Source organism: Streptomyces sp. NPDC054796 (assembly GCF_053611545.1).
The window spans coordinates 1-26,844 of record NZ_JBSHAO010000008.1 but is presented as its reverse complement, the minus strand read 5'-3'; the positions used below and the strand labels follow the sequence as shown (position 1 = coordinate 26,844).

Here is a 26,844-nt window from a genome sequence, read left to right as displayed (position 1 = left end):
CCATCCCCCTTGTCGGAATGTGCCCCGGATCACCGCTCCGGGAATACCGCTCCGGAACAACCGGAACCGGGCCCTATCCTCGCAAGGCCCGTCACTCGACGATCTGCCGACCCTCCGGCCTCGCCGAGCAGGCGCCTCGGAAGGAGCAGTGTGTGCAGTGCTGGCCGGGCGACGGGGTGAACCGCTCGTCCAGGACACGCCCTGCGGCCGTCGCCAGCAGCTCGCCGACCCACTCGCCCTCCCCCGGTGCGGCCTGGTCCCCGTCCTCCAGGGGGCCCTGCTGCTGGACGGCGGGCAGGGTGTCGCCGCCGTCGCGCTTGGCGGCGCCGAGGCGCAGGTGGACGAGTTCGGCGCCGCCCGGCTCCGGCCTGTGCCCCTCGAAGAGGTCGTCGGTGGCCCCCTCGCGCACCGCGAGCTGATAGACCGCGAGCTGCGGGTGGCGGGCGACCTCCTCGCCGGTGGGCTTCGCCTTGCCGGTCTTGAAGTCGACGACGTACGCGCGCCCCTGCCCGTCGCTCTCGACCCGGTCCATGCTGCCCCGGATGCGCACCTCGTGCTCGCCCGCGCTCAGCGTCACGTCGAAGCCGTGCTCGCTGCCGACCGCCTGCCGCTTCTCGCCGCGCTCCATGACGTGCCAGCGCAGGAACCGCTCCAGCGCGGCGCGCGCGCTCTCCTTCTCCTGGTGCGACTTCCACGGCGCGTCGAACACGAGCCCGTCCCAGACGGAGTCGAGCCGTTCCATCAGCACGTCGAGATCGGCGGGCGTACCGCCCGAGGCGACCTCGTCGGCGAGGACGTGCAGCACGTTCCCGAAGCCCTGCGCCGCCGTGGACGGCGCGTCCGCCTTCACCTCGCGGGCCAGGAACCACTGGAGGGAGCAGGTATTGGCGAGCTGGTCCAGCGCGCTGCCGGACAGGGTGACGGGCTGGTCCCGGTCGCGCAGCGGCACCTCGGAGCGCGTCGGCTCGTACAGGCCCCACCAGCGCTGCGGATGCGCGGCGGGGACGAGCGCGTAGCCCTCGTCGTCGCGCAGGGCCGCGAGCCGCGCGAGCCGCAGGGCCGCCGCCTCCCGCAGCTCGGGGGACGCGGCGGGGTCGACGGTGGTGGCGCGCAGTTCGGCGACGAGCGCGGCGACCGCGAGCGGACGGCGCGGCCGGGACACCACGGACTGGGGCTCGACGCCCAGCTCGGCCAGGAACCGCGAGGGCTGGTCGCCGTCGTCGGCCTGCGCGCGCACGGCGGTGACGACGAGACGTTCCTTGGCGCGGGTGGCCGCCACGTAGAACAGCCTGCGCTCCTCGGTCAGGAGGGCGCCGGGCGGGAGCGGTTCGGCGAGGCCGTCGCGGCCGATGCGGTCGGCCTCCAGGAGCGAGCCGCGCCGCCGCAGGTCGGGCCACAGCCCCTCCTGGACGCCCGCCACGACCACCAGCCGCCACTCCAGGCCCTTGGCGCGGTGCGCGGTCATCAGCCGTACGGCGTCGGGGCGCACGGTGCGGCCCGAGAGGGTGTCGGCGGCGATGTCCTGCGCGTCGACCTCCTCCAGGAAGTTGAGGGCGCCCCGGCCTCCGCCGCGCTCCTCCGCGCGGGCCGCCGTCTCGAACAGCGCGCAGACCGCGTCCAGATCACGGTCGGCGTTGCGGCCCGCCGCGCCGCCGCGCAGCGCCGCGCGCTCCAGCCGCTGCGGCCACGGGGTGCCGTGCCACAGTTCCCACAGCGCCTCCTCCGCCGTGCCGCCGCCCGCGAGCAGCTCGCCCGCCTTGCGCAGGAGCAGGCCGAGGCGCTGGGCGCCGCGCGCGTACGAGGGGTCGTGCGCCACGAGCCGTTCCGGCTCCGCCAGCGCCTCGGCCAGCAGTTCGTCCGAGGGGCGCGGCACGCTCTCGCCCGCCGCGCGCTCCTCCTCGCGCAGCGCGCGGCCGAGCCGGCGCAGGTCGGCGGCGTCCATGCCGCCCAGGGGCGAGGTGAGGAGCGCGAGCGCGGTCTCGGTGTCCAGCCGGCCCCGGGTGCCGCTGTCGCCCTCGGACGCGGACTCGGACACGGGCTCGGAGCCGGAGCCGGGCTCGGACGGGGCCGCGTCGTCGGGGTCCGTCTCAGGGGAGGGGACCCGCGCGGGCGCTCCCGCCGTCGCGTGGGCCACAGCGCGCAGTGCCGTCAGCAAGGGGGCGACGGCGGGCTCGTGGCGGAGGGGGACGTCGTCGCCGTCGATGTCGAGGGGGACACCGGCGGACGTCAGGGCACGGCGGACGGCGGGGATGGTGCGGCCCCCCGCGCGGACCAGCACCGCCATCTCGCTCCACGGCACACCGTCTTCGAGGTGGGCGCGGCGCAGGATGTCGGCGATGTTGTCGAGTTCGGACCCGGCCGTCGGATAGGTGAAGACCTCCACCCTGCCGCCGGGGCGCGCCGCTGACAGCCCGCGGTGGGCGCGTACGGCGTCGGCCGGGAGCCTCGGCAGGGGCATGCGGCGGGTGAACTCGCGGGTCGCGGCCAGCAGCCGTGCGCCCGAGCGGCGGCTCCTGCCCAGCACGGTGACCGGGGCCGGGCGCCCGGAGCGGCGGGGGAAGCTCTCGGGGAAGTCCAGGATGCCGTTCACGTCGGCGCCCCGGAACGTGTAGATCGACTGGTCCGGGTCGCCGAAGGCCACCAGGGTGCGCCCGTCGCCCGCGAGGGCCCGCAGCAGCCGGACCTGTGAGGGGTCGGTGTCCTGGTACTCGTCGACGTACACCGCGTCGTAGCGCGCCCGCAGTTCCCGCGCCGTCTCCTGGCGCTCGGCGAGCAGCACGGCCCTGTGCACCAGTTCCGCGTAGTCGAGGACGCCCTGCATATCGATGACGTCGAGGTACTCGGCGAGGAAACCGGCGGCGGCCCGCCAGTCCGGGCGTCCGGCGCCGCGCGCGAACGCGCCGAGCGCCTCGGGGCCGAGGCCCAGCTCCCTGCTGCGGGCCAGCACGGCGCGGACCTCGTCGGCGAAGCCGCGCGTGGTCAGGCAGGCGCGCAGCTCGTCGGGCCAGCGCACCCGGCCGCGCCCCTCGCGCTCCAGCTCGGTCTGGCCGACGAGCAGCTCGCGCAGATAGAGGTCCTGCTCGGGCCCTGAGAGGAGGCGCAGCGGCTCGGCGAAGAGGTCGGCGTCCTGGTGGGCGCGGACCAGCGCGTAGCAGTACGAGTGGAAGGTGGTGGCCTGCGGGGCACCCGTGCCGCCGAGGCGAGCCGCCATCCTGTCGCGCAGTTCGACGGCCGCCTTGCGGCTGAAGGTGAGCACGAGGATGCGCTCGGGATCGCCGCCCGCGCGCACCCGCCGCGCGACGGCCTCGACCAGCGTCGTCGTCTTGCCGGTGCCGGGCCCTGCGAGGACGAGCAGCGGTCCTTCCTCATGGTCAACCACAGCGCGCTGCGCTGCGTCCAAGGCAGGAGGATCCACCGGTCCCAGCGGGGCGCGCACCAGCCGGTACGCACCGGCGGCGCCCTGGGCGGGCGGGGGCCGGTGCGTGTCGGACGGAACGGACGGGATGGAGGAGCTCAAGTGGATCGCCTTGGGGAGGGTCTGTGCTGAATGGTGCAGACGCTACGCCAGCGGGCACACGAGTCGCAGCGCGTTGCTCCTCCGCTCCGTACGAACCTGGCACCCCGTGCGGACCGGGTACTCCGCACGGACCGTGCGTCACATACGGACCGCGCACCCGGCGTGGACCGTGTACTCCGTACGGACGGCCCGGCGCATGCGGTCGGGCGGCATGGCGGAAGCTGGTAGGTGTGAGCAACAGCGCCGGGTGGCCGTCAGCCGCCGTCCCCGTCCCACCTGGCCCGGCGTATGTCGATACGCGGAATGTGACCCTCCGACGTGCGTCCCGCCGCGCGCAGCGGGGTGCCCTCCGCCTGATAGTGCTCCAGGGCACGCAGCTCCTGGCCCGGCAGCAGCGCGCCGTCCGCGCGCACCACACGCCACCAGGGCGCCACCCCTCCGTACAGCGCCATCACCCGGCCGACCTGGCGCGGGCCGCCCTCTTCGAGCCACTCGGCTATGTCCCCGTACGTCATCACGCGGCCCGGCGGGATGCGGTCCGCGACATCGAGGACCCGCTCCGCGTACTCCGGCAGCTCGGGGGGTTCGGTCCCATCCATGCGGGCAATGGTGCCGTACGGCACCGACAACGGGGGCTCCCCGGGCGGAGCGGCGCGGTCCGTTCCGGCGCCCGTCACGCCGTCCGTTCCGCCCTGCGTCCCGCGCCCTCAGCGGGGTACGCCGCTCACGCTCACACCGCGTCCCACCTGGATGTTGCGTATCTCGCGCCCCCGGAATGCCCCCTCGTGCCCCCATGTGCCACCCCCTCGTGCCACCATCTTCCGGGCGGTGACGAGTGATACGAGACCAAGACGAAACGACATCCGGACAGCGGCACGGTGAACAGCCTCCTCGGGAGGCGTCCCCTGCCGCTGCCGGTGCTGCCCGGCACACGGAGGAAACCAGCGTGGACGGCACGGGCACGGGCGGGCCCCGCCCGGACCGGAAGACCACGGGCGCGCACGCCCAGGACGGACCCGGCGACGACCGGGACGACCCGGACACAGAGGCGGCCGGCGAGGCGCGCCCCGACGGTCCGGGCTCCGGCGCGGACGCCCACGCCGGGAGCCGTGGCGAGAGCCGGGACGAAAGCCGGGACGAGGCCCGGAGCGGAAGCCGCCGCGCGGACCCCGGCACGTCCGGGAAGGCCACCGGAACCGGAGGCCCGGCCGGAAAGGCCACGGCCACGGGGGACGCCGCCGACCGGCGCGAAGCCGTCAGCGCGGACCACGTCGAGAGCGACGAGCCGCTGCTCTCGGCCCGCGTACACCGCCCCGCCGACCTGCTGCGGCTCGCGCTCGGCCTGCTCGGCATCGCCGTCGTACTCGTCATCGCCAACTTCGCGCACGGCACCACGGCCGGTCTGGAACAGGACATCGACAAGGGCACCCAGCAGGCCCCGCCCCTGCTGATCAGCCTCACCGGTCTCGCGTCGAGCATCGCCGTGCTGCTCGTGCCCGTCGCGTTCGCCATCGAGCGGCTGATCAAGCGCGACGGGCTGCGGATCGCGGACGGCGTGCTCGCCGCCGTCCTCGCGCACGGCGCCTCGCTGGCCACGGACCTGTGGGTGGCGGAGGGCGCGCCCGACTCGATCAGGGACGCGCTCACCAAGCAGATCACCAACACCGACCTCACCACCCCGGTGCACAGCTATCTGGCGCCCGTCATCGCCTATATGACGGCCGTCGGCATGGCCCGCCGCCCCCGCTGGCGGGTGCTGCTGTGGGCGGTGCTGCTGCTCAACGCCTTCGCTGTCCTCATCCCCGGCTACTCGACGCCCTTCTCCATCATCGTGACGGTGCTGATCGGCTGGACCGTCGCCTACGGCACCCTCTACGCCGTCGGCACGCCCAACGTGCGCCCCACGGGGCAGACGCTCCTCGCCGGGCTGCGGCGCGTCGGCTTCAAGCCCGTCGCCGCCGTCCGCGTCGAGGAACCGGAGCCCACGCACGCCGACCGGCGCGACCCCGGCTACCGCGACCGCGGGCGCCGCTACCGCGTCACCCTGGAGGACGGGCCGCCCATCGACGTCACCGTCGTCGACCGCGAGCAGCAGGCGCAGGGCTTCTTCTACCGGGTCTGGCGCCGCCTCACGCTGCGTGGCATCACCCAGCGCCGCAGCCTCCAGTCGCTGCGCCAGGCGCTGGAGCAGGAGGCGCTGCTCGCGTACGCGGCCATCGCGGCGGGCGCGAACGCGCCCCGGCTGATCGCCACCTCCGAGCTGGGCCCGGACGCGGTGATGCTCGTCTACGAACACATCGGCGCCCGTTCCCTCGACGCCACCCCGGACGAGGAGATCACCGACGAGCTGGTCAGGGCCGCCTGGCGACAGGTCGAGGCGCTCCAGTCGCGCCGCATCGCCCACCGGCGCCTCGTCGGCGACGCCCTTCTGGTGGATCGTTCCGGCACCGTCTACCTCACGGATCTGCGCGGCGGCGAGATCGCGGCGGGCGACCTCGTCCTGCGCATGGACGTGGCGCAGTTGCTGACGACGTTCGGGCTGCGGGTCGGCGCCGAGCGCGCCGTCGCCGCTGCCGTCGACGTGCTGGGGCCCGACGCGGTGGCCGACAGCCTGCCGCTGCTCCAGCCGATCGCGCTCAGCCGCAGCACCCGCACCACGCTGCGCCGCCTCGCCAAGGAGCGCGCGCAGCGGGAGCGCGCGGCCGTGCTGGAGGCGTCCCGCGCCAACAGGGAGGCCAAGGAGGAGAGCGCGCACCCGACGCAGGCGGCGGCGCAGGACCGCAAGTCGCTGCGTGCCGAGAAGAACGCCGAGAAGCGGGCCATAGACGAGGCCATGGAGGAGGCCCGCGAGGAGGACCTGCTCGCGCAGATCCGGCAGCAGGTGCTGCTGATCAGGCCGCAGGCCCCGATAGAGCCCGCCAGGCTGGAGCGCATCAGGCCGCGCACCCTGGTCAGCTTCATCGCGGGTGCGCTCGCCGCGTACTTCCTGCTCACGCAGCTCAGCCAGGTGGAGTTCAGCAAGGTCGTCGGCGAGGCCAACTGGGCGTGGGTCGGCGGCGCCGTGCTCTTCTCCGCGCTCACCTACATCGCCGCCGCCATGTCGCTGCTGGGCTTCGTCCCGGAGAAGGTCTCGTTCGTGCGGACGGTGCTCGCGCAGGTCGCGGGCTCCTTCGTGAAGCTGGTGGCGCCCGCTGCCGTGGGCGGCGTCGCGCTCAACACCCGCTTCCTCCAGCGCGCAGGGGTCCGCCCCGGGCACGCGGTGGCCAGCGTGGGCGCCTCGCAGCTCTTCGGTCTTGGCAGCCACATCCTGCTGCTGCTCTTCTTCGGCTACCTCACCGGGACCGAGCACACGCCGACGCTGTCGCCGTCGCGCACCGTCATCGCGGGCCTGCTGACGGCGGCGGTGCTGGTGCTGATCGTGACGGCGATCCCGGGGCTGCGCAGGTTCGTCTCGGACCGGCTGCGCTCCCTGTTCGCCGGGGTCGTCCCGCGCATGCTGGACGTCGTGCAGCGCCCGCAGAAGCTGCTGACGGGCATCGGCGGCATGCTGCTGCTGACGCTGCTGTTCGTGATGTGCCTGGACGCCTGCGTGCGGGCCTTCGGGCACGAGGCGAGCTACGCTAGCCTCGCGGTGGTCTTCCTCGCGGGCAACGCGCTGGGCTCGGCCGCGCCGACGCCGGGCGGCCTGGGCGCGGTGGAGGCGGCGCTGATCGCGGGGCTCATCGCGTTCGGGGTGCCCAAGGAGGTCGCGACGCCCGCGGTGCTGCTGTTCCGGCTGATGACGCTGTGGTTCCCGGTGCTGCCGGGCTGGGTCTCCTTCACCCAGCTGACGCGGAAGGGCGCGCTGTAGGCGCTCGGACGCCGTCGTCGCCGCAGTCGCCGTACGTGGGGGCGAGCCTCCGCCGGAGCACCGGGGCGCGTCGGCATGGGTGCCGCGTCCGCATGGGCGCCGCCCCTCACCCGTTCCGGTGACGCCACTCGTACGCACCGCACAGCGCGCCCCCCGCCTCGGCCCCCCGCACGATGGCACTCCAGGCACACCCACCGCGCGCCGCGCGCCGACACAGCGGACGGCGCTCCCCGGGAGGTCATCCATGCCGCGACCCGCGACCGGAAGGCCGAACGCACGGCACTCCATAACCCGCTCCATAGCCCTGGCCGCCGCCCTCCTCCTCGCCGCGGGCACGGCGTCGGGATGCGGGGGCGGGGACGGGCGCGAGGGGCCGGGCGGCAGCAGTCCAGGGCGCTCCGGCGACCAGGGCACAGGCAGCACGACCCCGACCTCGCCGGGCGAGCACTCCTCGGGGCGCGACCAGGACGCCGCGACGACCGCCTCGCCGACCTCGTCCACCAGCGGCCTCCCACGGGAACTCACAGACCAGCGCCTGCGCTGGTCGCCGTGCCCGGCGCCGAACGCGGCCCAGGGCGACGCGGGCGGCTCCCCCTCGCCCCTCCCCGACGGCACGGGCTGGGAGTGCGCGAAGCTCAAGGCGCCGATGAACTACGCGAAGCCGGACGGCTCAGTCGTCCGCATCGAGATGATCCGCGCGAAGAAGCGCGACAACGGCCGCGAGCGGGTGGGCTCGCTCCTCTTCAACTTCGGCGGGCCCGGCGGCTCGGGCGTCGCCACCCTCCCCTCCTTCGGCAAGGACTACGCGAAGCTGCACAGCCGCTACGACCTCGTCAGCTTCGACCCGCGCGGCGTCGGCCGCAGCGAGGGCGTGCGCTGTCTGAGCGGCAAGCGCCTGGACGCGTACTTCGCCGCCGACTGGACGCCCGACACGCACGGCGAGCGCGAGCGGCTACTCGACCGCCAGAGCGCGTTCGCCGACGCGTGCGAGAAGCGGACCGGACGGCTGCTCCCCCACCTGACCACCGAGAACACCGCACGCGACATGGACCTGATGCGCCATGTGCTGGGCGACGAGCGGCTGCACTACTTCGGCTTCTCCTACGGCACCGAGCTGGGCGGCGTCTACGCGCACCTCTACCCCGACCGGGTGGGCAGGGCCGCCTTCGACGCCGTCGTCGACCCGACGACCACGCCCGAGCAGGGCTCGCTCGACCAGGCGAAGGGCTTCCAGCTCGCCCTGGACAACTATCTGGCCGCCTGCGCGCGCAAGGGCGAGGAGTGCCCCGTCGGCCAGGACCCGGAGGAGGCGAAGCGGCGGATCACCGAGCTGCTGGCCCGGCTCGACGCGCGCCCCCTGCCCACGGACAGCGGCCGGAAGCTGACGGAGTCGCTGGCCGAGGGCGGCATCGCGCAGGCCCTCTACTCGCGCGACCTGTGGCAGTACCTCACCGAAGGGCTCGACGAGGCGCTCGGCCAGGACGACGGCAGCACCCTGCTCCTGCTCGCCGACTCCCTCAACGGCCGCAACCAGGACGGCAGCTACAGCACGCTCCAGTCCTCGCTGACCGCCATCGGCTGCGCCGACGCGCGCCAGCGCTACGGCCCCTACGACATCGAGCGGAAGCTGCCGGACTTCACGGCCGCCTCACCGGTCTTCGGCCCGATGTCCGCGTGGGGCATGGCGCAGTGCGACGGCTGGCCGGTACGGGGCCGCTGGAAGACCCCGCCGGTCGACGCGAAGGGCTCGGCGCCGATCCTGCTGGTGGGCACGACGGGCGATCCGGCGACGCCCTACGAGGGCACGCGGCAGATGCAGCGGAGCCTTGGCGAGGGGGTCGGCGTGAAACTCACCTACAAGGGTGAGGGGCACGGGGCCTACGACAGCGGCGACGACTGCGTCCGCGCGAAGGTCAACGCGTACCTCCTGAAGGGGAAGGTCCCGGCCGACGGCTCCGTCTGCCCATGACGCCCACGTCCGCCGCCGTACCCCGTGCCCGCGAGTACCGGCACGAGCGAAGGGCCCGGCCCGCGCGGGGATGCGCGGGGCCGGGCCCTTCCGTTTCGCTCTGTGGCCGATACGCCTGACGGTGCCTTACGGCGCCTTCTGGGCGTGGGCGTCAGTAAACGGGCTTGTCCGGCTCGATCTGGTTGACCCAGCCGATGACGCCGCCGCCGACGTGCACGGCGTCGGCGAAGCCCGCGTTCTTCAGCACGGCGAGGACTTCCGCGGAGCGGACACCCGTCTTGCAATGCAAGACGATCTTCTTGTCCTGCGGAAGGCCCTGGAGCGCGTTGCCCATCAGGAACTCGTCCTTCGGGATCAGCTTCGCGCCCGGGATCGAGACGATCTCGTACTCGTTCTTCTCGCGGACGTCGATGACCTCGATGCTCTCGCCCTCGTCCATCCACTCCTTGAGCTGCTTGGGAGTGATGGTCGAACCGGCGGCGGCCTCCTGCGCCTCGTCGGAGACGACGCCGCAGAACGCCTCGTAGTCGATCAGCTCGGTGACCGTGGCGTTCGGGCCGCAGACCGCGCAGTCCGGGTCCTTGCGTACCTTGACCTGGCGGTAGTTCATCTCCAGGGCGTCATAGATCATCAGGCGCCCTACGAGCGGGTCGCCGATGCCCGCGAGGACCTTGATGGCCTCGTTGACCTGGATGGAACCGATCGACGCGCACAGCACGCCCAGCACACCGCCCTCGGCGCAGCTCGGCACCATGCCGGGCGGCGGGGGCTCCGGGTAGAGGCAGCGGTAGCACGGACCGTGCTCGCTCCAGAAGACCGACGCCTGGCCGTCGAAGCGGTAGATCGAGCCCCAGACGTACGGCTTGTTCAGCAGCACGCACGCGTCGTTGACCAGATAGCGCGTCGCGAAGTTGTCCGTGCCGTCCACGATCAGGTCGTAGCCGGCGAAGATCTCCATCACGTTCGAGGAGTCGAGACGCTCCTCGTGGATGTTCACCGTGGTGTACGGGTTGATCCCGAGCACGGTGTCCTTCGCGGACTCGGCCTTGGAGCGGCCGATGTCGGACTGGCTGTGGATGATCTGGCGCTGGAGGTTCGACTCGTCGACCTCGTCGAACTCGACGATGCCCAGGGTGCCCACACCGGCCGCGGCCAGGTACATCAGCGCGGGCGAGCCCAGGCCGCCCGCGCCCACGGCGAGCACCTTGGCGTTCTTCAGCCGCTTCTGCCCGTCCATTCCCACGTCGGGGATGATCAGGTGGCGGGAGTACCTGCGGACCTCGTCGACGGTGAGCTCGGAAGCCGGCTCGACCAGGGGTGGCAGCGACACGGGGACTCCGTTGGTCGGTGGAACGTACGGTTGTTCTGCCTGTAACACTGCCACGCCCTATCTCATTCCGAGACACCAGGTCCGATGCGCGAGACGATCTCGTCCCAGTAGCCGGGCAGCGTTCCCCAGGGGTCGCTGCCGTCACGCCCTGACCTGTCGGTGAAGTAGACGGTGCCCGCGCCCTGCCAGCAGGCGATGCGCAGCGCCTCTTCCAGATGCGTGCGCGGAACGCCGTGGACGAGGTGGCAGAAGCGCCACGGCGGGTGGTCCGCCGTCCACTCGGCCACCTGCGACCAGCGGTAGTCAGGCCACTCACCGCGGAAGGTCACCAGTTGGTCGGCCACCTCCGCGTACCCGGGGTGCGGGTGCGTGCCGTGGTCCAGCACCACGTGTCCCGCCTCGCACAGCGCGCGCAGCGTCGTCACCACGCGCCCGGTGTCGGGCAGGCCCTCCCGGTCGGCCGGGCAGTTGCGCAGGTAGAAGCCGTCCACCTCGTACCAGTCCAGATAGCGGTGCGCCTCCGACACCAGCTCGCCGAAGGGGCGGGTGCCGTCCCGCAGGTCGAGCCGGCCCAGGACGCCGACCCCGGCTCCGTGCAGTCTGACCGCCGCCGGCAGACAGTACGGGTCGGGGCGGGCACCGGGCCCGTCGGCCACGTTCAGCACCACCCAGTGCACGGGCAGCCCGGGGCGGGCCAGTTCGGCCCACTCCAGGGGCGCGAGCATCGGGTGCGCCCAGCCGGGCACCCCGAAACCGAGCCACGCCTCCGCCTCTCCCGCGCTCCGCCGGGCGCCGCCCGGTGTCGTCAGATGCGGCACGCCGCCTCCATCCAGATGTCGCCGAGCGATTCCTCCAGCCCGATGCGAGGGCGCCAGCCGAGGCGGTCGCGCGCGGTCCGTACGTCCGCCTGCTGCCAGGCGCCGCAGCCGTCCGGATAGGGCTGCGAGAGCGCGGAGACCGCCGCTCCTTGCGGGTGGCCCTGCGGGTGGCCCTGTGCGTGCAGGGGGTGCGCGCCGTGGGGCGGGTGGGGGGCGTGGGACGCGTGCGGTGTGTGTGCCGGTGACGGTGCCGGGACCGGGGCGCCGGACATCTGCGCGGCCTGCGCGCCCTGCACGCTCTGTGCGCCCGACGCGTCCAGCTCGTGCACGGCGCCGGTGTAGCCCGCGACGCGAGCGAGCACGGCCGCGGCGTCGCGCAGCCTGACCGCGCGGCCCGTGCCGATGTTGACGACGCCCTGCGCGGCCGAGAGCGAGGCGGCGTGGACGGCTCGGGCGACATCCCGTACGTCCACGAAGTCCCGCTGCACGCCCAGGCCGCTGAGCCTCAGCTCGTTGTCGCCCTGCTGCATCGCGCGCCGCATGGCCTCCGCGAGCCGCCCCAGCGGGGACCCGGCCGGGGTGCTGGGCCCGGCGGGCGAGAAGACGCGCAGCACGACCGCGTCGAGCCCGGACGCCAGCACCAGCTCGGTGGCGGCGAGCTTGCTGACCCCGTACGGGCTGCCGGGGCGCGGTACCGCGTCCTCTCCCGTCGACGAGCCGGCCTGCGAGGGCCCGTACTCGGCGGCGCAGCCGATGTGCACCAGGCGCGCGCCGCAGCCGCTGCGGCGCAGGGACTCGCAGACGGTGGCCGTGGCCACGGTGTTGTGCCGCGTCAGCTCGCGCGCGCCGCCCCGGATGGCACCGGCGCAGTTGATGACGACGCCCGGGTGCACCGCGTCGAGGAAGCGGGTCAGGGCGCCCGGACTGCCGGTCGACAGGTCGAAGCGCACATCGGCGTCGTCGCTCCTGCCCAGTGCGGTGAGCTGGACGGCGGGGTCCGCCAGCAGGCGGTCGGCGACGAAGCGGCCGAGATAGCCGTTGGCCCCGAGAAGCAGCACTCTCATCGCGCGTCCTCCCTCTCCTGTACGGGGGTGGGGACGAGGGCCGGGGTGGAGGCCGGGGCGGGTGGTGCTGCCGCGGGCTTCGCTGTGGTCATGCGGTCCTGCTCCTTGTCGGTGTGACGTGGTGGCTCGGGTAAGCCCCGGGGCCCGGATCTGGGCCAGGGGTGAGGGTGGAGGCGGAGGCGGGAGTGGGGAGCGACGGGCATCAGGGCGCCGCCGGGCGGTGGTGCGCGGAGGCGCCGGTGAGCGCGCGCCACGCGTACGCCAGCAGCCCGAGCGCCGCGCCGAGACAGACCACGGCGGCCACGGCGCCGGGACCGAGCACGGCGACGAACGTCTCGACGGGACGCCCGACCGTGCCGAGTCGCGGCAGCCGCGCTGCGAGCGGCGAGACCAGGGCCAGCGCCTGCGCGACACAGGCGGCGCCGAGCCCGGCGGAGGCGGCGGGCGCGTAGCCGTGCGCGGCCAGCAGCAGCGCCGCGAAGAGCAGCACCCCGAGCGCGGCGGTGCCCGACAGCTCCGCGACGGTCAGCGACCGTCCACCGGCGGCGAGATCGGCCGCGGACAGCACCCCGAGCAGCGCCAGCGTGAACAGCGCGACGGTGGAGGTCAGCAGCGGCCGTACCCCCGCCGCGAACTCGTCCAGGCTGCGGCTGCCCGCGAGTGTTCTTCGCACCCGTACCGCGAACCAGCGCACGCACCACACGGCAGGCAGCACCGCGCACGCGAGCCCCAGCGGCACGGCCCAGCGCCCGCGCTCGGTGAGCTGACGCATGTCGGCCGATGTCGTCGCGTCGGGGCCGCCGGAGATGAGCTGGGTGAGCAGCCAGTCCCCGGCGAGCGCGTAGCCGACCAGCCAGCAGACCCACAGCGCCATGGGCCGCGTGCCGGGGACCCGGCGCAGCACGAGCCGCAGCGCCACGGCCACCGCGACCGCGCCGACGACCGCGACGCACGGGCGCACGGCGGGGTGCGGGAAGGGTTGCGGCTCGCCGGTCGCGGCGAGCGTGGCGGCGCACAGGGCGCCGGGGAGCGCCGGGAGGAGCGCGCGCAGCGCGCGGGCGGTGACGCCGCGCGCGTCCTCCTGGTCCTCGTCCTGGTCCTGGCCCTGGCCCTCGCCGTCCTGCCGGGAGGCGGTGGACGACCCCGCGGGCCCCGGACCCTCCTCGGCCCGGGGCACCCGTGCGTACAGTTCCTCGGCGAGCGAGAAGACGTCGCGGTGCCGGAAGCGGGCGGCTGTGCGGTCGGTGACTCCGTACGCCTCGAGCCCGGCCGCGATCTCCAACGGGTCCACGGCCCGCTCGCACAGCTCCCTGTACCGGTGCATCAGCCCCCGCACGGGATCAGCGGGCCCCGACCTCGCCCCTCGCTGGCCCGGTCCCCCCGCTTCCTCCTTTACAGAAGCGGCACGGAAAGCGCCCTCTTCACCGGGTACGTGCGCGTCGACGCCCAGGGGTGCGCTGTACGTACCGCCCTCGCGGGGGGCGTCGGCGACGGGGAATGCGCCAGGCGTGCCGCCTTCGCGGGGCGCGTCGGCGACGGGGGACGCGGCGCCCACACCGGGAACGTCGGCATCGGCGGACGCGCCGGACGCAGCGCCCACGCGGGGCACGTGGACGGGCCTGGCACCCACACCGGAAACGTCGGCATCGGGGGACGCACCAGACGCACCGCCCTCGCGGGGCACGTGGACGGGCCTGGCGCCCACACCGGGAACGTCGGCGACGGGGGACGCACCGGACGCAGCGCCCACACCGGAAACGTCGGCATCGGCGGACGCACCAGACGCACCGCCCTCGCGGGGCACGTGGACGGGCCTGGCGCCCGCACTGGGGGCGGCCCCGTCAGGGGGTGCGTCCGTGTCGAGAGGCGGGGGCTCGATTTCGTTCGCCTCGGGGGGCTTCACCGGGGCCTCGGGCGGCAAGGGTTGGCGTTCCGGGGAAGGGTCGGGACCGTTTCGTACGGCGCCGAAGGCCGCCTCCACATCGGAGGCGGCGCCTCCGTCCCCGTCCTCCTCCGGTCCCTCCGGTTCCGGAAGCAGCGCCCAGGAGCGGACGTCCCACGCGTCCGCGCCCACCGGGGGCCCCGGTTCGCTCGTGTGGGCGAGGTGGGCCGGGGGTGTGCCGTGTCCGCCGCGCGCCGTCACCGTGCGTCCTCCTCACCGGACGTGCTGCCCGTGCGCCCCGCGCGGTCCGTGCGCGTCGCGTCGCCGTGGCCACCGACACCCGCCGTGACCGGCACCACCGGGCCGGACGCGTCGGCCCGCGCCCAGCTCGGCACACGCACGCGCGCCGCCTCCGCCCCCTCGGCCACATCGCCACCGGCACCCGCACCCGCACCCGCACCGGACCGCCCCCACAGCCCCATGCGCCGCGGCACGAGGCGGCTTCCGGGCAGCCTGCCGCCACCCGTGGCCGTCGCCTCGGATGCCGAAGCGGATGCCGAGGCCGAGTCCCGTCGCGTACCCGCCCAGCGCCCCGGAACATGGGACTCCGCCGGACGCGCGAAGGGCAGCGGCATCCCGCCGTCACCCGTCGTCACGGCGTCGCCCCGGCGTGCCGGGCAGTGCGACATCAGCTCCAGATAGATGCCACGAAATGCCTCGATGTTCTGCTCCACGGTGAACAGTTCGAGCGCCCGTGCCCGCGCCGCGGCGCCCAGTCGCGCCCGGCGCGCGGGGTCCCGCAGCAGGGCAGTACAGGTGTCGGCCAGGGCGCGCGGGTTGCGCGAGGGCACGACGAGGCCGGTGCCGCCGATGACCTCGCACACCGCGCCCACGTCCGTCGAGACCGTCGCCCGCCCGCAGAACATCGCCTCCACCAGCGAGACGGGGAAGCCCTCCACCACGCTGGAGAGGACCACCACATCGCCTGCCGCGTAGGCGTCAGCGAGCGCCGGGACCACCGGGCTGCCGACGTCCTCGAAGGCGACGGGGCTCTCGCCGACCGTCCGCGCGTCGGCCGCCTCGTCGGGGAAGAGCTGCGCGGCCAGCGCCTGGCAGTGCGCGGCGTAGGCGTCGGCCTCGGGTCCGCGCCCCGGACCCGTCCGTACGATCCGCAGCCGTGCGCCCGGCACGGCCTCGCGCACCCGCGCGAAGGCGTGCAGCAACGCGATCAGGTCCTTGGACGGCTCGATCCGCCCGACCCACACCAGGCTCGGCTCCCCGCCGCCCCCGCCCCCTTCGGGCCGTCCGGATCCTCCGGACCCCTCAGCGGACGACACCCCCGCCCGCTCGCCGAGTTCGGCGAAAGGGGAGGCGTCCATGCCGGGGTAGACCGTGCGCAGCCGCGCGCGCTCGGCGCCGCAGCGCTCCTGCCAGCGGCGCGCGTGCCCGTTGCCCGGGGTGATGAGCTGCGCCTGCTGGTACGCCTCGCGGGCCAGCCGCATCTGGAAGGAGGCGAGCAGCGCGCGCACCGGCGCGCCCGCGGCAGCCGGAGCCACCGCGTCGGCCGCGCTGGAGAGGTAGTGCTCGCGCAGCCGCACGCCGTACTCGGTGATCAGCAGCGGCGTACCGTACGCGCGCTTGGCCACAAGACCGGGGAGCGCGGCGGGGCCGCCGCCCACCGCGTGGCACAGGTCGGCCCCGGCGAGCCCCGCACGGCCGACGGCACCGGGTGCGCCGGAGGCAGCGTGCGGGGAGGAGGCGGAGAGGCCGTAGCCGTACCAGTCGAGGGAGAGCGGGCGCAGCGCGCGCTCCAGCCGCTCGGCGACCGCCAGCAGATCGGGGACCTGTGCCGCCTGCGCGGCGCGCAGCGCTCCCGGCGCCCGGCAGGCCGACTCCAGGATGCGGACGGCCTGCTCGGAGCGGAGCGCCGCGGGCAGCCCGCCGTGCTCGCGCGCGAGTTCGGCCAGCCCGTACAGACCTGCGGCGAAACGGTCCGCCAGGGGGAGGGCGCCGGAGGGCGGCGACGCGCCTTCGGCGTCCGGCGTCCGGGCGCGGCGGCCGACGCCGCCGTCGTCCGGATCCGCCGCGCAGACGGCCCCGGCCAGTTCGGTGAAGTGCTCGGCGAAGCGGCGCCGCTCGCGCCGCCCGTAGCCCGCGGCGGTGGCGGATCCCGGCGCGGGAGCGGCGTCCACGGGGGCGCCGCCCCACAGGGGTGCGGTGCGGACCAGCTCCACGTTGCGTGGCAGCTCGCACCAGCCCGCGTCCTCCTGGCGCGCGCTGCGGCTGAGCGCGTACACCTCGAACTCGTGGCCTTCCAGCCCGCGCAGCAGGCGGTCGCACCACACCACGGACTCACCGCGCGCGTAGGGATAACCACCCTCCGTAAGCAGTGCGATGCGCACGAACGCACCCCCGATCGATCCTTCGCATGGGGCCACTGACCGATGTGCGGGGCAGTGGCGTGACGCGCAAGACGGTATGCGCGCGCCGGGTGTGCGTGATGGACGGTTGTCCGTCGCGCCACCGGAAGGGGTGAACGGCCGTGACTTTCCCGGCACTCGGGCGTTCCGGCCCGTTCACACAGAAAACCGGACAGCCTTCTGGCCACCGGTCATCGCCCGTGTGTCACCCCGTGACCAGCGCCGCGAGGGCCGTCCGGGGGACGACGGCGGCCGGAAGCGGAATGTGATCGGAGGCGGCTCGGGGCGCTTACGGACGGCGCACGCGGGTCGCACGGACGCGAGTACGCGCACCCGCACGAACAGGGCCGGGTCGCGCCCAGGGCCAGCCCCGCTCCGTCCGGCCCCGCTCCGTCAGGACTTACGACTTCGTCGGATACGGCCAGGCGTTGGGACGGCACTTCGCCTTCCCAGTGGCGAGGAGCTTGGTCTGCTGCATCATCACCGGGGCGAGCGCCCCGTCCTTGGAGCAGCCGACGTGGCCGTGCCCGAGGCGGTGGCCGACCTCGTGGTTGATGAGCATCTGCCGGTAGCTGTACATGTGGTCGTCGCCGAAGGTCTTCGCGCCCTGGGCCCACCGATATGCGTTGATCATGATGCGCTCGGTCGCGGCCGAGTCGCAGGAGACCTTCTGCACGCTCGTGTCGAGCCCCGACTTGGCGCACCACACGTCGGTCGTCTTCGGGCTCGCGAGGGTGATGACGAAGTCCGCGTCGCCGGACGAGACCCGCTCGAAGCTGCGCTCGCCGTCGTGCGCCCAACTGCGGTCGTCGTTGAGCGTCTTGTGCACCGCCTGCGCGAACAGCTCGCCCTCCAGGGGCAGCCCCTTCTCGATGTCGACGCGGTAGCGCAGCACCTTGCCGCTGTCCGGCCCCTTCTCGTGGCCCGCGACGGGTGTGAAACCGCCCTTGCCCTTGAAGTCGTCGGCGAGCGGGAAGACCTTGCCCATCTTGTCGTCGTACGTGAGGGGCGCGGCCTCCGGCTTGGTGGGGGTGCCGCGTTCGTCGTCCGAGCGCGAGGTCTGTGCCGCCTCGCCCTGGGTCCTGCCGGTCTTGCCTTCGGCCCGGTCCTCGCGGGAGTGGTCGCCGCCCGCGACCTGCCCGGCGATAACGACCGCCAGCACCGTGGTCACCGCGGCGGCGGCGACGCCGGTGAACGTACGCCCCTTGCCGCCCCGTTCGTGCCGCGCGGTGCGGGGTGCGTGGGGATCGCGGGGATCGTCGTCGTCCTCGTACCCGGCGGCGTACGCGGCGTGTGTCTCGTCGCCACCCGCGCCGCCCTCCGCGGAGGGGTGCGGACGGCCGCGGAGGCCGTCGCGCGCGTACGGCCCCGGCTCGCGGGCAGCGCCGTGCGCCGTCTCCTGCTCCCCCTCGTCGCGCGACGGCCCAGATCTGCGCCGCCCCGCGCCCGGAGCGCCCGCCGCACCCGGAGCGAACACGTCGGTGTCGTCGAAGGCGTCGAGGTACTCCTGACGCGGCCCGCGCCGCCCGCCGGGACCCGCGCCGGGCGCGACGGAGGCTCCAGGCGTGGCGTTCATCACCCGTCCGGCGGCGTCTCCCGTGGCGCGCTGCGCTTGCGGGCCGACGGAGGGGCCGCGGCCCGTACCGTCCGCGCCCCAGCCGCCGCCCGGCTCGCGCTGCTCGGGATGGCCCCCGCGCGCGTGCGGTACGGCGGCGGGGGTGCCGTGCGGCGGCGTCCCGGGAGCGCCCACGCGGGGCACCCCGCCGTGCGGCGTGAACCCGGCGCGGGGCACGCCGTGCGCCGGGGTGCCCTCGCCATGCCCATGACCAGGCCCGTACCCATGGCCAGGCCCGTGCCCGTGTCCCTGCCACCCCTGGGGCGCTGAGGGACCGGGCGGCGCCTGCCGCGCCTGCTGCTGCGGCACGGCCGCGCCGTCGGGGCGGTCGCGCTCGCCGCGTACCGCCGTTATCTCGGAGGTGTCGCGCGCGTCTCCGCGGCCCTTACGGCTATGGCGTCCCACTAGTCACCTTTCGGGGGTACGTGCCTCATCGTGCCCGACGTGTCCGTGCCCGGCGTGTCCAACGCACTCGGCGCGCCCGTTGCACCCGTCGCACCCGTCGCGCTCGACGTACTCGTCACGCTCGTCGTGGACGCAGCGTTACGGGAATCGACGGGTCCGGTCAACCGCGTCGTCTCCGTGAGCAATTCACGGAAACCGTCGGCAACCAGTCTGGGGTACTCCATCATCGCCACGTGCCCCGCGTCCGGCAGGGCCAGCAGCCGCGAATCGCGGAAGGCGGCCGAGGCCCGGCGCGCCATGCGGAAGCCGACGAGCAGATCCCGTCCCCCGTAGACGAGCAGCGTCGGCGCGAGGACGCGCTCGGCCTGCCGCCACAGCGAGTGCTGGCCGCCCAGCGTGTAGGCGTCCACGATGCCGCGGGCCGAGCGGGAGAGCGCGTCCCAGAAATACGGGAGGGTCAGCCTCCGCTCGTACTCCTCGACGGCGGCGGCGAACGCCTCGGCCGAGACCCGGCCGGGGTCGCCGTAGCAGAGGGAGAGCACGTCCCTGGTGCGGCGCTCGGCCGACCAGTCCTTCGTCATCCGCAGGAACAGGCTCGCGACTCCCGGCACGGCGAGCAGCGCCGTGGGCAGCGCGGTGCGCTGCGGGCGCAGCTCCGGCAGCGCGGGCGAGACGAGCGTCAGGGTGCGCACCAGATCGGGGCGCACGGCGGCGACCCGCGTCGCGATGGCGCCGCCCATGGAGTTGCCGAAGAGGTGCACGGGGCCGCGCTCGCGGGAGTCGAGATAGCGGATGACGGCGCGGGCGTGCGCGGAGATGGAGTAGTCGCCGCTGTCCGGCGGCGGGGAGTCGCCGAAGCCCGGCAGGTCGAGCGCCTCCGCGTCGAGGTCGCCCGCCAGCTCGCCCATCAGCGCCGACCAGTTCTGCGACGAGCCGCCCAGCCCGTGCACCAGCAGTGCGGGCGGCAGTCCAGCGCGCTCGGGGGGCCGGGAGCGCACGGCCAGCGTCAGCCCGGGCAGCGGGACGGAGCCCAGTTCCTCCCCCTGGCCGACTCTGGGCCCCGAGGGAGGCACGATGTGGGGCGCTGCCGCTCGGATTCCCGGTTGCTCGGTCGACGACATGCGGGCAATGTTACGAGACGATCACGCACGCGCTCACGTGTTCGCCGTCACAGGTCCCGACGCGTCGCCACACGACATGTCGTCACGCGACGTCACGCGTCATCCGGGCCGTGACGGGGAACGCGTCGCGTGCGCACACCAGCGGGCCCTCCCGGGCGTTCCACGCTCGATCTACGCTCGACGGAGGCCCAATCGTCCCGGAAAGGGGAGCCGACATGACTGTGGACCCGACGGACCCGGACACCTTCGACGACGTCTACGAGGACGAACCCGAGGGCCCGGCCGACCCGGAGGCCCCCGAGGCGGACGCCGCCGAGCAGCAGGCCGACCTGCTGCGGCAGCACGATGTCCCGATCACAGAGCGCGGCAGCGACGAGGTGGACCCGGCCGACGCCGCCGAGCAGGCACGCGTGGTGGAGCTGAACGAGGACGATTACCGGTAAAACCGATAAAGCGGCCCACGTACTGTCCGGACGGTGAAATTCTCGGCCCACACCGCGCGCACCTCTGTTACCGAAAAGTACGATGGCGGCGCAGCGCAGAGCGCGCGGAAAGAACCAGGGAGGCGGCGTGACAGCGATGGAGCAGACAGAGGCGCGCCCGCGTGGCACGCGCCTGCCGCGCCGGGCCCGACGGAACCAGCTCCTGGGGGCGGCGCAAGAGGTCTTCGTCGCACAGGGCTACCACGCGGCGGCCATGGACGACATCGCGGACCGCGCGGGCGTCAGCAAGCCCGTGCTCTACCAGCACTTCCCGGGCAAGCTCGACCTCTACCTCGCGCTGCTCGACCAGCACTGCGAGTCGCTGCTCCAGGCGGTGCGCGCCGCGCTCGCCTCGACCTCGGACAACAAGCTCCGGGTCGCGGCCACGATGGACGCCTACTTCGCGTACGTGGAGGACGAGGGCGGCGCCTTCCGGCTCGTCTTCGAGTCCGACCTCACCAATGAGCCCGCCGTGCGCGAGCGCGTCGACAAGGTGAGCCTGGACTGCGCCGAGGCGGTCAGCGAGGTCATCGCGGAGGACACCAAGCTCCCCCGCGACCAGGCCATGCTGCTCGCGGTCGGCCTGTGCGGCATGGCCCAGATCACCGCACGGTACTGGCTCAGCTCGGGCCAGCCCGTCCCCCGCGACGCGGCGGCCAAGCTGATCTCCTCGCTCTCCTGGCGCGGCATCGCGGGTTTCCCCATGCAGTGAGCGCGCTCTTACGGACGTACGGGCTCACAGGTGTTCGCTCACGGCGTGTGGAGGCGATATCCGTGGCCTGCCCGGATCCGGCTAATGTGTGCTCCGTACAGCGCGGCTGTCCGCGCAATCGAGTGACCGTCGGAGGGACATAGCCGTGGAGGTCAAGATCGGCGTGCAGCACGCGCCCCGCGAGATCGTCTTCGAGAGCAAGCAGTCTCCCGAAGAAGTCGAGAGCGCGGTCTCCGCCGCTCTCGCCAGCGGTGGCTCGGAGGTGCTCAGCCTTGAGGACGAGCACGGCCGTAAGATCCTGGTCGCGTCCGACCGGGTCGCTTACGTCGAGATCGGCGAGCAGGCCGCCCGCAAGGTGGGCTTCGGCGCGATCTGAGCGCTTTCGGGCCGGGCGCGGCATGCGTCCGCACGGAAAAACGGCGGCTCCCGAAAACCGGGCAGCCGCCGTTTCGTGTTCCTCCCACAGGGGGAGGACGGGGATCGACCGACATGCATCACAGGCCCGCACCGGCCGAAACCCCGAGGAGGTCCCCATGATCTGGGAGGTACTCGGCGCAGCCGCCCTCGGACTCGCTCTGGCCTACGCCGCCACCAAGCGGCTGCCCGCGCGGCTTCCGAACCGTCCCCTGGTGCTCGCGACCGGACCCGGCGCGGCAGTTCTCGGCGGACTGATCAGCCGCATCGTGCTCGGCCCCGGACACGCGCCCGCGACGCTGGCCGTCGCCGTCGGAGTGAGCGTGGCGATCCTCTCCCTGCTCTACAGCGAGAACGTACGCCCGTCGGGCCTCGGCCCGCGCGTCCCCAGCCCGCCCCGGGCCTGACCCGACGCCCCCCGGGCCCCGGTCCCGGCCGCGCGGCGCGCAGGGGCCGCCCAGGCCCGTACGGGGCCGATCAGGCGGCCAGCCCCAGCGCTGCCATCCGCTTCGTGTGCGCCTCGGTGATACGGGAGAACATCCGCCCCACCTCGGCCAGGTCGAAGCCGTCGGCGACCCCGCCGACCAGCATCGTCGAGAGCGCGTCGCGGTCCGCGACCACGCGCTGCGCCTGCGAGAGCGCCTCGCCCATCAGCCTGCGCGCCCACAGCGCCAGCCTGCCGCCCACCCGGGGGTCGGCCTCGATGGCGGCCCGCACCTTCTCCACGGCGAAGCTGGAGTGCCCCGTGTCGTCCAGCACACCCAGCACCAGCGCCCTGGTGTCCGAATCCAGCCGCGCCGCGACCTCGCGGTAGAAGTCGGAGGCGATCGAGTCACCCACGTACGCCTTGATCAGGCCCTCCAGCCAGTCCGACGGCGCGGTCTGCCGGTGGAACTCGTCCAGGGCCGCCGCGAAGGGCTCCATGGACGCCGTGGGCTCCGCGTCGATGGCGGCGAGCCGCTGCCGCAGTCGCTCGAAATGCTGGAACTCGGCCGACGCCATCGACGCCAGCTCCGCCTTGTCCGCCAGGGTGGGCGCCAGCTTGGCGTCCTCCGCCAGCCGCTCGAAGGCGGCCAGCTCGCCGTAGGCCAGGGCGCCCAGCAGGTCGATGACAGCGGCGCGGTACGTGGGCTCCGCGGACGCCTGGGCCCAGTCCTGGGAGGCGATCCCCGTGCGCTCGGGCTCGGGTGTGTTCTCCGCCGCGTCCGCGTTGTCCGCCGCGTTCGTGTTCTCCGCCGCGTCTGTGTTCTCCGTCGCGTCCGGCGCTGCGGCGGGGGTCTTGTCGGGGGTCTCCATGCCTTGCACGATAGCCCGCCCCACCTGGACCGGAAGCCCCCAGTCCCGGCCGTCTCGGACCACAGTGAACTCGTACACAACAATCGCCCCGGTACACATGCGCGGATCCGGGGTACAGTGATATTGGCGCCCGCCAGGACTGGTGGGCCCACTTCAATGCAGCACTGCATGCAGCACTGTCCGAGGGGGCCTCCCTCGGACTGCAAGCGGATGCCCGGTCGGTGGCCCGATCGGCTCCGACCAGACAGCCCTCCCGCGTGGGAGCGTGCTCCCCGTACGCACCATGGCAAGAGGGACCGCTCGCGCGATGAGCGCTTGAGCGAGAGCCAGTGGTCCCGCACCAACCGGCGGGCCGGCACGGCCCCGCTATCCGGTGCGGTACGACCCTCCTCGCCGCCTCATCACGCGTCACACAGAAGAGGCAAGCATCCTGTCCACCACGACGTTTCGCGAACTCGGAATCCTCTCCGAGACCGCCGAGGCCCTTGAGGCCGTCGGCATCACTTCCCCGTTCCCCATCCAGGAGATGACGCTCCCCGTCGCCCTCTCAGGTGGCGACGTCATCGGCCAGGCCAAGACCGGCACCGGCAAGACGCTGGGCTTCGGCCTCCCCCTCCTGGAATCCGTCACCGTCCCCGCCGACGTCGAGCTGGGCCGGGCCACGCCCGAGCAGCTCACCGACGCGCCGCAGGCCCTCGTCGTCGTCCCCACGCGAGAGCTGTGCCAGCAGGTCACGAACGATCTGCTGACGGCGGGCAAGGTCCGCAACGTCCGCGTGCTGTCCATCTACGGCGGTCGCGCGTACGAACCGCAGGTCGAGGCGCTGCGCAAGGGCGTCGACGTGATCGTCGGCACTCCCGGCCGCCTGCTGGACCTCGCGGGCCAGAAGAAGCTGCGGCTCTCGCAGGTCAGGGCCCTGGTCCTGGACGAGGCCGACGAAATGCTCGACCTCGGCTTCCTGCCCGACGTCGAGAAGATCATCCAGATGCTTCCGGCCAAGCGCCAGACGATGCTGTTCTCGGCGACGATGCCGGGCCAGGTCATCTCCCTCGCCCGCCGGTACATGAGCCAGCCCACGCACATCAGCGCCACGGCGCCGGACGACGCGGGCCAGACCGTCAAGAACACGACACAGCACGTGTTCCGCGCCCACTCCATGGACAAGCCGGAGATGGTCTCCCGCATCCTCCAGGCGGACACCCGCGGCCTCGCGATGATCTTCTGCCGCACGAAGCGGACAGCGGCCGACGTCGCCGAGCAGCTCACCCGCCGCGGCTTCGCCGCGGGCGCCGTCCACGGCGACCTCGGCCAGGGAGCGCGCGAGCAGGCGCTGCGCGCCTTCCGCAACGGCAAGGTCGACGTCCTCGTCTGCACCGACGTCGCCGCGCGCGGCATCGACGTCGACGGTGTGACGCACGTCATCAACTACCAGACGCCCGAGGACGAGAAGACCTACCTGCACCGCATCGGCCGCACTGGCCGCGCGGGCAACTCGGGTACGGCCGTCACGCTCGTCGACTGGGACGACATTCCGCGCTGGCAGCTCATCAACAAGGCGCTGGAGCTGGGTCTCGCCGACCCGGAGGAGACGTACTCCACCTCCCCGCACCTCTATGAGGCGCTGGGCATCCCCGAAGGCACCAAGGGCGTGCTGCCGCGCGCCGAGCGCACGCGCGCCGGGCTGTCCGCCGAGGACGTCGAGGATCTGGGCGAGACAGGGCGCAGCCGCAAGGGCGCGTCGAAGGACGCGAAGGACTCCAGGAGCGCGAGCGAGGAGCAGGAGCGCCCCAAGCGCGCCCGCGCCTCCCGCCAGCGCCGCCGCACCCGCAACGGCAAGCCGCTCGACGCGGCCGAGTCCGCTTCCGGCGGCTCCGAAGCCTCTGCCGGTTCCGACGCCTCCGCCGAGGCGGCCGTCGCCACGGCCGAGGGCGAGGGCGAGGCCGCGCGCAAGCCGCGCCGCCGCCGTCGCACGCGCAGCGGCGCGGGCGCGGGGCCGATCGCCGCGGCCGAGGCGAGCACGCCCGCGGGCGGCGCCGTCAGCCAGGAGACCTCGCCGTCCGGCGCGGACGCGTCCGCTTCGACGGGCGACGGCGACGAGGCAGCGCGCAAGCCGCGCCGCCGTCGCCGCACCCGCAGCGGCGCGACGCAGCAGGCCGCCCAGGAGGACTGACCCCTCCCCCGCGCGGACCGCACGAATCCGGAGGCCCGGTTCCCTTACGGGGGCCGGGCCTCGGCGCGTCCTGCCACGGGCGCGGGCGCTGGGCGCTGGGCGGCGGCGGAGGACGAGCGGGCGGGCGATAGCGTCGGCGCATGAGCAAGCCTCCGTTCCTCACGCTGCCCGGCGCAGCGCGCGCGTACCGGCTGGAGACCGCGCGAGGAGATTTCGCCGTGCACGACGCGGGCGCGGCCCGCTTGGGGACCGCGCTGCTCCTGCCCGGCTTCACCGGGAGCAAGGAGGACTTCGTCGCGCTGCTGGAGCCCGTGGCCGACGCCGGGTTCCGGGTGGTCGCCGTCGACGGACGCGGGCAGTACGAGACGGGCGGGCCGCGTGCGCGGGGTGCGTACGGGCTGGGCGAGCTGGCACGGGACGTGCTCGCGCTCGCGCGGGCGATCGGCGACGAGGGGCGGCCGGTGCATCTGGTGGGGCACTCGCTGGGTGGGCTGATCGCGCGGGCCGCCGTGCTGCGGGACGCTGCGCCGTTCGCGTCGCTCACCCTGCTGAGCAGTGGGCCCGCCGCCGTCGCCGCGTCGCAGCGCAAGCGCGTCGAGATGCTGCTCGGGGCGCTTCCCTGGCTGACCATGGAGGAGATCTGGGCGGCGATGCGTCAGCTCGACCCGCCCGAGGCGGCCGACGAGGAGACCCCGCCCGAGGTGGCCGCGTTCCTGCGGCGGCGGTGGCTGGCCAATGTGCCGGAGCAGCTCGGTGCGGCGGGTGAGACGCTGACCGGTGAGCCCGACCGGGTCGCGGAGCTGGCCCGGGTGCCGTTGCCGTTCCATGTGCTGTCCGGCGAGGTGGACTACGCCTGGCCCGTGCCGCTGCTCGACGAGATGGCGGTGCGGCTGGGAGCGCGCCGGACCATCATCGAAGGCGCGGGCCACTCCCCCAACGCGGAGCGCCCCCACGAAACGGCCCACGCCCTGACCTCGTTCTGGCGGGCCCCTTCGCGGGGGGCGGAAGGAAACGGGGGGTAGGCCCTTCACGGGGGTGTTGCGCGGGACGGTTGGCCGGTGTGGTGCGCACTGTAGGGTCCCGCGCTGATTTTTGCGCCGCGTCACGGGGCGCGGGGCGCTGCGCGGGGCGGTTCGCCGTATTCCGGGTGCGGGTGGGTGGCTTCGGCGCGGCGTGTGGTTGCGGTGCGTTGCGGCTTGCGCCGCGTGATTCCGGGTTTCCGTTGGGGTTATAGACGCGTGGGTGCGGGGTGTCCGGGGACGCGGTGGGGTGTCTCCTCGGCGTGAAGCTTTCGTTCTCGGCTTTCCGCCGTCGTTCGTCTCGACCTGCGGGGACACCCCACCACGTCCCCGTCCCGCCGGTGGCCCGCTTCCGCCCGGGGTGGGCCAATGCCCACCCCCCTTCGCGGGGCGCGCCTCCTTGCCATGCGGCGGCACAAAAACCAGCGCGGGACCCTACGGTCCCCACTTCGCGGGCCAACCGTCCCGCGCAACACCCCCTTGGCAGGGTGCGCCTACCTGATTGCCCCCTGGGGTCTCGTTCGCGTGCTGCGGGCCGGTGCCGCCTCGCCATGCGGAACGCCTGCCCACAACAGGGGTGGCTGAGCTGGGCCCCTCCGGCACGGTGCCGGTCCACAGCATGGGGACAAGCGGTGGGGTCACCGGCCGTTAGTTGGCCACCGGGTGGGAGGGGACGTGGTGGGGTGTCCCCGCAAGTGGTGGCGACGAGTGCCGGAGGAAACCCGACAACGAGACCCGCACTTGTCGCCGCCCGAGGAGA

At 73.9% G+C, this 26,844-nt stretch carries 18 protein-coding genes; 8 read left to right on the top strand and 10 right to left on the bottom strand.

Translation table 11 applies throughout. The features are described 5' to 3' along the window. Window positions 1-91: 91 nt before the first annotated feature. Window positions 92-3,505: an ATP-dependent helicase gene (locus ACWGJ2_RS09045; protein ID WP_453345505.1), complete on the bottom strand. Its 3,414-nt coding sequence runs from the start codon at window positions 3,503-3,505 to the stop codon at window positions 92-94. Window positions 3,506-3,771: 266 nt separating this feature from the next. Beyond that, on the bottom strand, window positions 3,772-4,116 hold the full coding sequence (locus tag ACWGJ2_RS09040; protein WP_453345345.1) for an MGMT family protein: 345 nt from the start codon (window positions 4,114-4,116) through the stop codon (window positions 3,772-3,774). Between the two features lie 236 nt (window positions 4,117-4,352). Here ACWGJ2_RS09040 and ACWGJ2_RS09035 point away from each other — a divergent pair, with 236 nt between their 5' ends. Together ACWGJ2_RS09035 and ACWGJ2_RS09030 are read left to right on the top strand one after the other, a co-directional pair. Beyond that, window positions 4,353-7,367 (top strand): flippase-like domain-containing protein, encoded by a 3,015-nt coding sequence (locus ACWGJ2_RS09035; protein ID WP_453345344.1) that lies wholly within the window; start codon window positions 4,353-4,355, stop codon window positions 7,365-7,367. Between the two features lie 244 nt (window positions 7,368-7,611). Next, window positions 7,612-9,336: an alpha/beta hydrolase gene (locus ACWGJ2_RS09030; RefSeq protein ID WP_453345343.1), complete on the top strand. Its 1,725-nt coding sequence runs from the start codon at window positions 7,612-7,614 to the stop codon at window positions 9,334-9,336. A 151-nt stretch (window positions 9,337-9,487) separates the two neighbouring features. Here ACWGJ2_RS09030 and moeZ read toward each other — a convergent pair whose 3' ends face one another. The 7 genes from moeZ to ACWGJ2_RS08995 form a co-directional block, all read right to left on the bottom strand. Next, a complete protein-coding gene (moeZ, locus tag ACWGJ2_RS09025) occupies window positions 9,488-10,666 on the bottom strand; it encodes an adenylyltransferase/sulfurtransferase MoeZ (RefSeq protein ID WP_453345342.1) in 1,179 nt (392 codons plus the stop codon). A 62-nt stretch (window positions 10,667-10,728) separates the two neighbouring features. Next, window positions 10,729-11,484 (bottom strand): spherulation-specific family 4 protein, encoded by a 756-nt coding sequence (locus ACWGJ2_RS09020; protein ID WP_453345341.1) that lies wholly within the window; start codon window positions 11,482-11,484, stop codon window positions 10,729-10,731. Beyond that, window positions 11,472-12,548: an NAD-dependent epimerase/dehydratase family protein gene (locus ACWGJ2_RS09015; RefSeq protein WP_453345340.1), complete on the bottom strand. Its 1,077-nt coding sequence runs from the start codon at window positions 12,546-12,548 to the stop codon at window positions 11,472-11,474. The genes ACWGJ2_RS09020 and ACWGJ2_RS09015 overlap by 13 nt, the downstream gene beginning before the upstream one ends. Window positions 12,549-12,750: 202 nt before the next feature. Beyond that, complete coding sequence (locus ACWGJ2_RS09010) at window positions 12,751-14,691, bottom strand: hypothetical protein (RefSeq protein ID WP_453345339.1); 1,941 nt, start codon at window positions 14,689-14,691, stop codon at window positions 12,751-12,753. Further along, complete coding sequence (locus tag ACWGJ2_RS09005; protein WP_453345338.1) at window positions 14,688-16,832, bottom strand: DUF3492 domain-containing protein; 2,145 nt, start codon at window positions 16,830-16,832, stop codon at window positions 14,688-14,690. The genes ACWGJ2_RS09010 and ACWGJ2_RS09005 overlap by 4 nt, the downstream gene beginning before the upstream one ends. 418 nt (window positions 16,833-17,250) lie before the next feature. After that, complete coding sequence (locus ACWGJ2_RS09000) at window positions 17,251-18,870, bottom strand: DUF3152 domain-containing protein (protein WP_453345337.1); 1,620 nt, start codon at window positions 18,868-18,870, stop codon at window positions 17,251-17,253. Further along, a complete protein-coding gene (locus ACWGJ2_RS08995) occupies window positions 18,870-19,991 on the bottom strand; it encodes an alpha/beta fold hydrolase (RefSeq protein WP_453345336.1) in 1,122 nt (373 codons plus the stop codon). Before ACWGJ2_RS08995 ends, ACWGJ2_RS09000 begins: the two co-directional genes overlap by 1 nt. Before the next feature lie 215 nt (window positions 19,992-20,206). Here ACWGJ2_RS08995 and ACWGJ2_RS08990 point away from each other — a divergent pair, with 215 nt between their 5' ends. The 4 genes from ACWGJ2_RS08990 to ACWGJ2_RS08975 all read left to right on the top strand — a co-directional run bounded on the left by ACWGJ2_RS08990 (window position 20,207) and on the right by ACWGJ2_RS08975 (window position 22,006). Continuing rightward, window positions 20,207-20,434, top strand: a complete 228-nt coding sequence (locus ACWGJ2_RS08990; protein ID WP_453345335.1) for a hypothetical protein — start codon at window positions 20,207-20,209, stop codon at window positions 20,432-20,434. 127 nt (window positions 20,435-20,561) lie between these two features. Next, window positions 20,562-21,185, top strand: coding sequence for a TetR/AcrR family transcriptional regulator (locus ACWGJ2_RS08985; protein WP_453345334.1), 624 nt, complete (start codon window positions 20,562-20,564; stop codon window positions 21,183-21,185). Between the two features lie 145 nt (window positions 21,186-21,330). Beyond that, a complete protein-coding gene (locus ACWGJ2_RS08980) occupies window positions 21,331-21,561 on the top strand; it encodes a DUF3107 domain-containing protein (RefSeq protein ID WP_453345333.1) in 231 nt (76 codons plus the stop codon). 157 nt (window positions 21,562-21,718) lie between these two features. Next, window positions 21,719-22,006 (top strand): hypothetical protein, encoded by a 288-nt coding sequence (locus tag ACWGJ2_RS08975; RefSeq protein WP_453345332.1) that lies wholly within the window; start codon window positions 21,719-21,721, stop codon window positions 22,004-22,006. Between the two features lie 70 nt (window positions 22,007-22,076). Here the strand turns inward: ACWGJ2_RS08975 and ACWGJ2_RS08970 are convergent, their stop codons facing one another. Further along, window positions 22,077-22,895 (bottom strand): ferritin-like fold-containing protein, encoded by an 819-nt coding sequence (locus ACWGJ2_RS08970; protein WP_453345331.1) that lies wholly within the window; start codon window positions 22,893-22,895, stop codon window positions 22,077-22,079. A gap of 526 nt (window positions 22,896-23,421) precedes the next feature. Between ACWGJ2_RS08970 and ACWGJ2_RS08965 the strand changes: the two genes are divergently transcribed. Together ACWGJ2_RS08965 and ACWGJ2_RS08960 are read left to right on the top strand one after the other, a co-directional pair. After that, window positions 23,422-25,065, top strand: a complete 1,644-nt coding sequence (locus ACWGJ2_RS08965) for a DEAD/DEAH box helicase (RefSeq protein WP_453345330.1) — start codon at window positions 23,422-23,424, stop codon at window positions 25,063-25,065. Between the two features lie 140 nt (window positions 25,066-25,205). Further along, window positions 25,206-26,087 carry an alpha/beta fold hydrolase gene (locus ACWGJ2_RS08960; RefSeq protein ID WP_453345329.1) on the top strand — a complete coding sequence of 294 codons (882 nt, stop codon included), beginning with the start codon at window positions 25,206-25,208 and terminating at the stop codon, window positions 26,085-26,087. The last annotated feature ends 757 nt before the right edge of the window (window positions 26,088-26,844 follow it).

What these genes read in the sequence shown, in the direction of transcription:
- ACWGJ2_RS09040 (WP_453345345.1), bottom strand. Translation starts at nt 4,116, where the DNA reads ATGGATGGGACCGAACCCCCCGAGCTGCCGGAGTACGCGGAGCGGGTC.
- ACWGJ2_RS09030 (WP_453345343.1), top strand. Translation starts at nt 7,612, where the DNA reads ATGCCGCGACCCGCGACCGGAAGGCCGAACGCACGGCACTCCATAACC.
- ACWGJ2_RS09015 (WP_453345340.1), bottom strand. Translation starts at nt 12,548, where the DNA reads ATGAGAGTGCTGCTTCTCGGGGCCAACGGCTATCTCGGCCGCTTCGTC.
- ACWGJ2_RS08995 (WP_453345336.1), bottom strand. Translation starts at nt 19,991, where the DNA reads ATGTCGTCGACCGAGCAACCGGGAATCCGAGCGGCAGCGCCCCACATC.
- ACWGJ2_RS08990 (WP_453345335.1), top strand. Translation starts at nt 20,207, where the DNA reads ATGACTGTGGACCCGACGGACCCGGACACCTTCGACGACGTCTACGAG.
- ACWGJ2_RS08975 (WP_453345332.1), top strand. Translation starts at nt 21,719, where the DNA reads ATGATCTGGGAGGTACTCGGCGCAGCCGCCCTCGGACTCGCTCTGGCC.
- ACWGJ2_RS08970 (WP_453345331.1), bottom strand. Translation starts at nt 22,895, where the DNA reads ATGGAGACCCCCGACAAGACCCCCGCCGCAGCGCCGGACGCGACGGAG.
- ACWGJ2_RS08965 (WP_453345330.1), top strand. Translation starts at nt 23,422, where the DNA reads ATGACGCTCCCCGTCGCCCTCTCAGGTGGCGACGTCATCGGCCAGGCC.
- ACWGJ2_RS08960 (WP_453345329.1), top strand. Translation starts at nt 25,206, where the DNA reads ATGAGCAAGCCTCCGTTCCTCACGCTGCCCGGCGCAGCGCGCGCGTAC.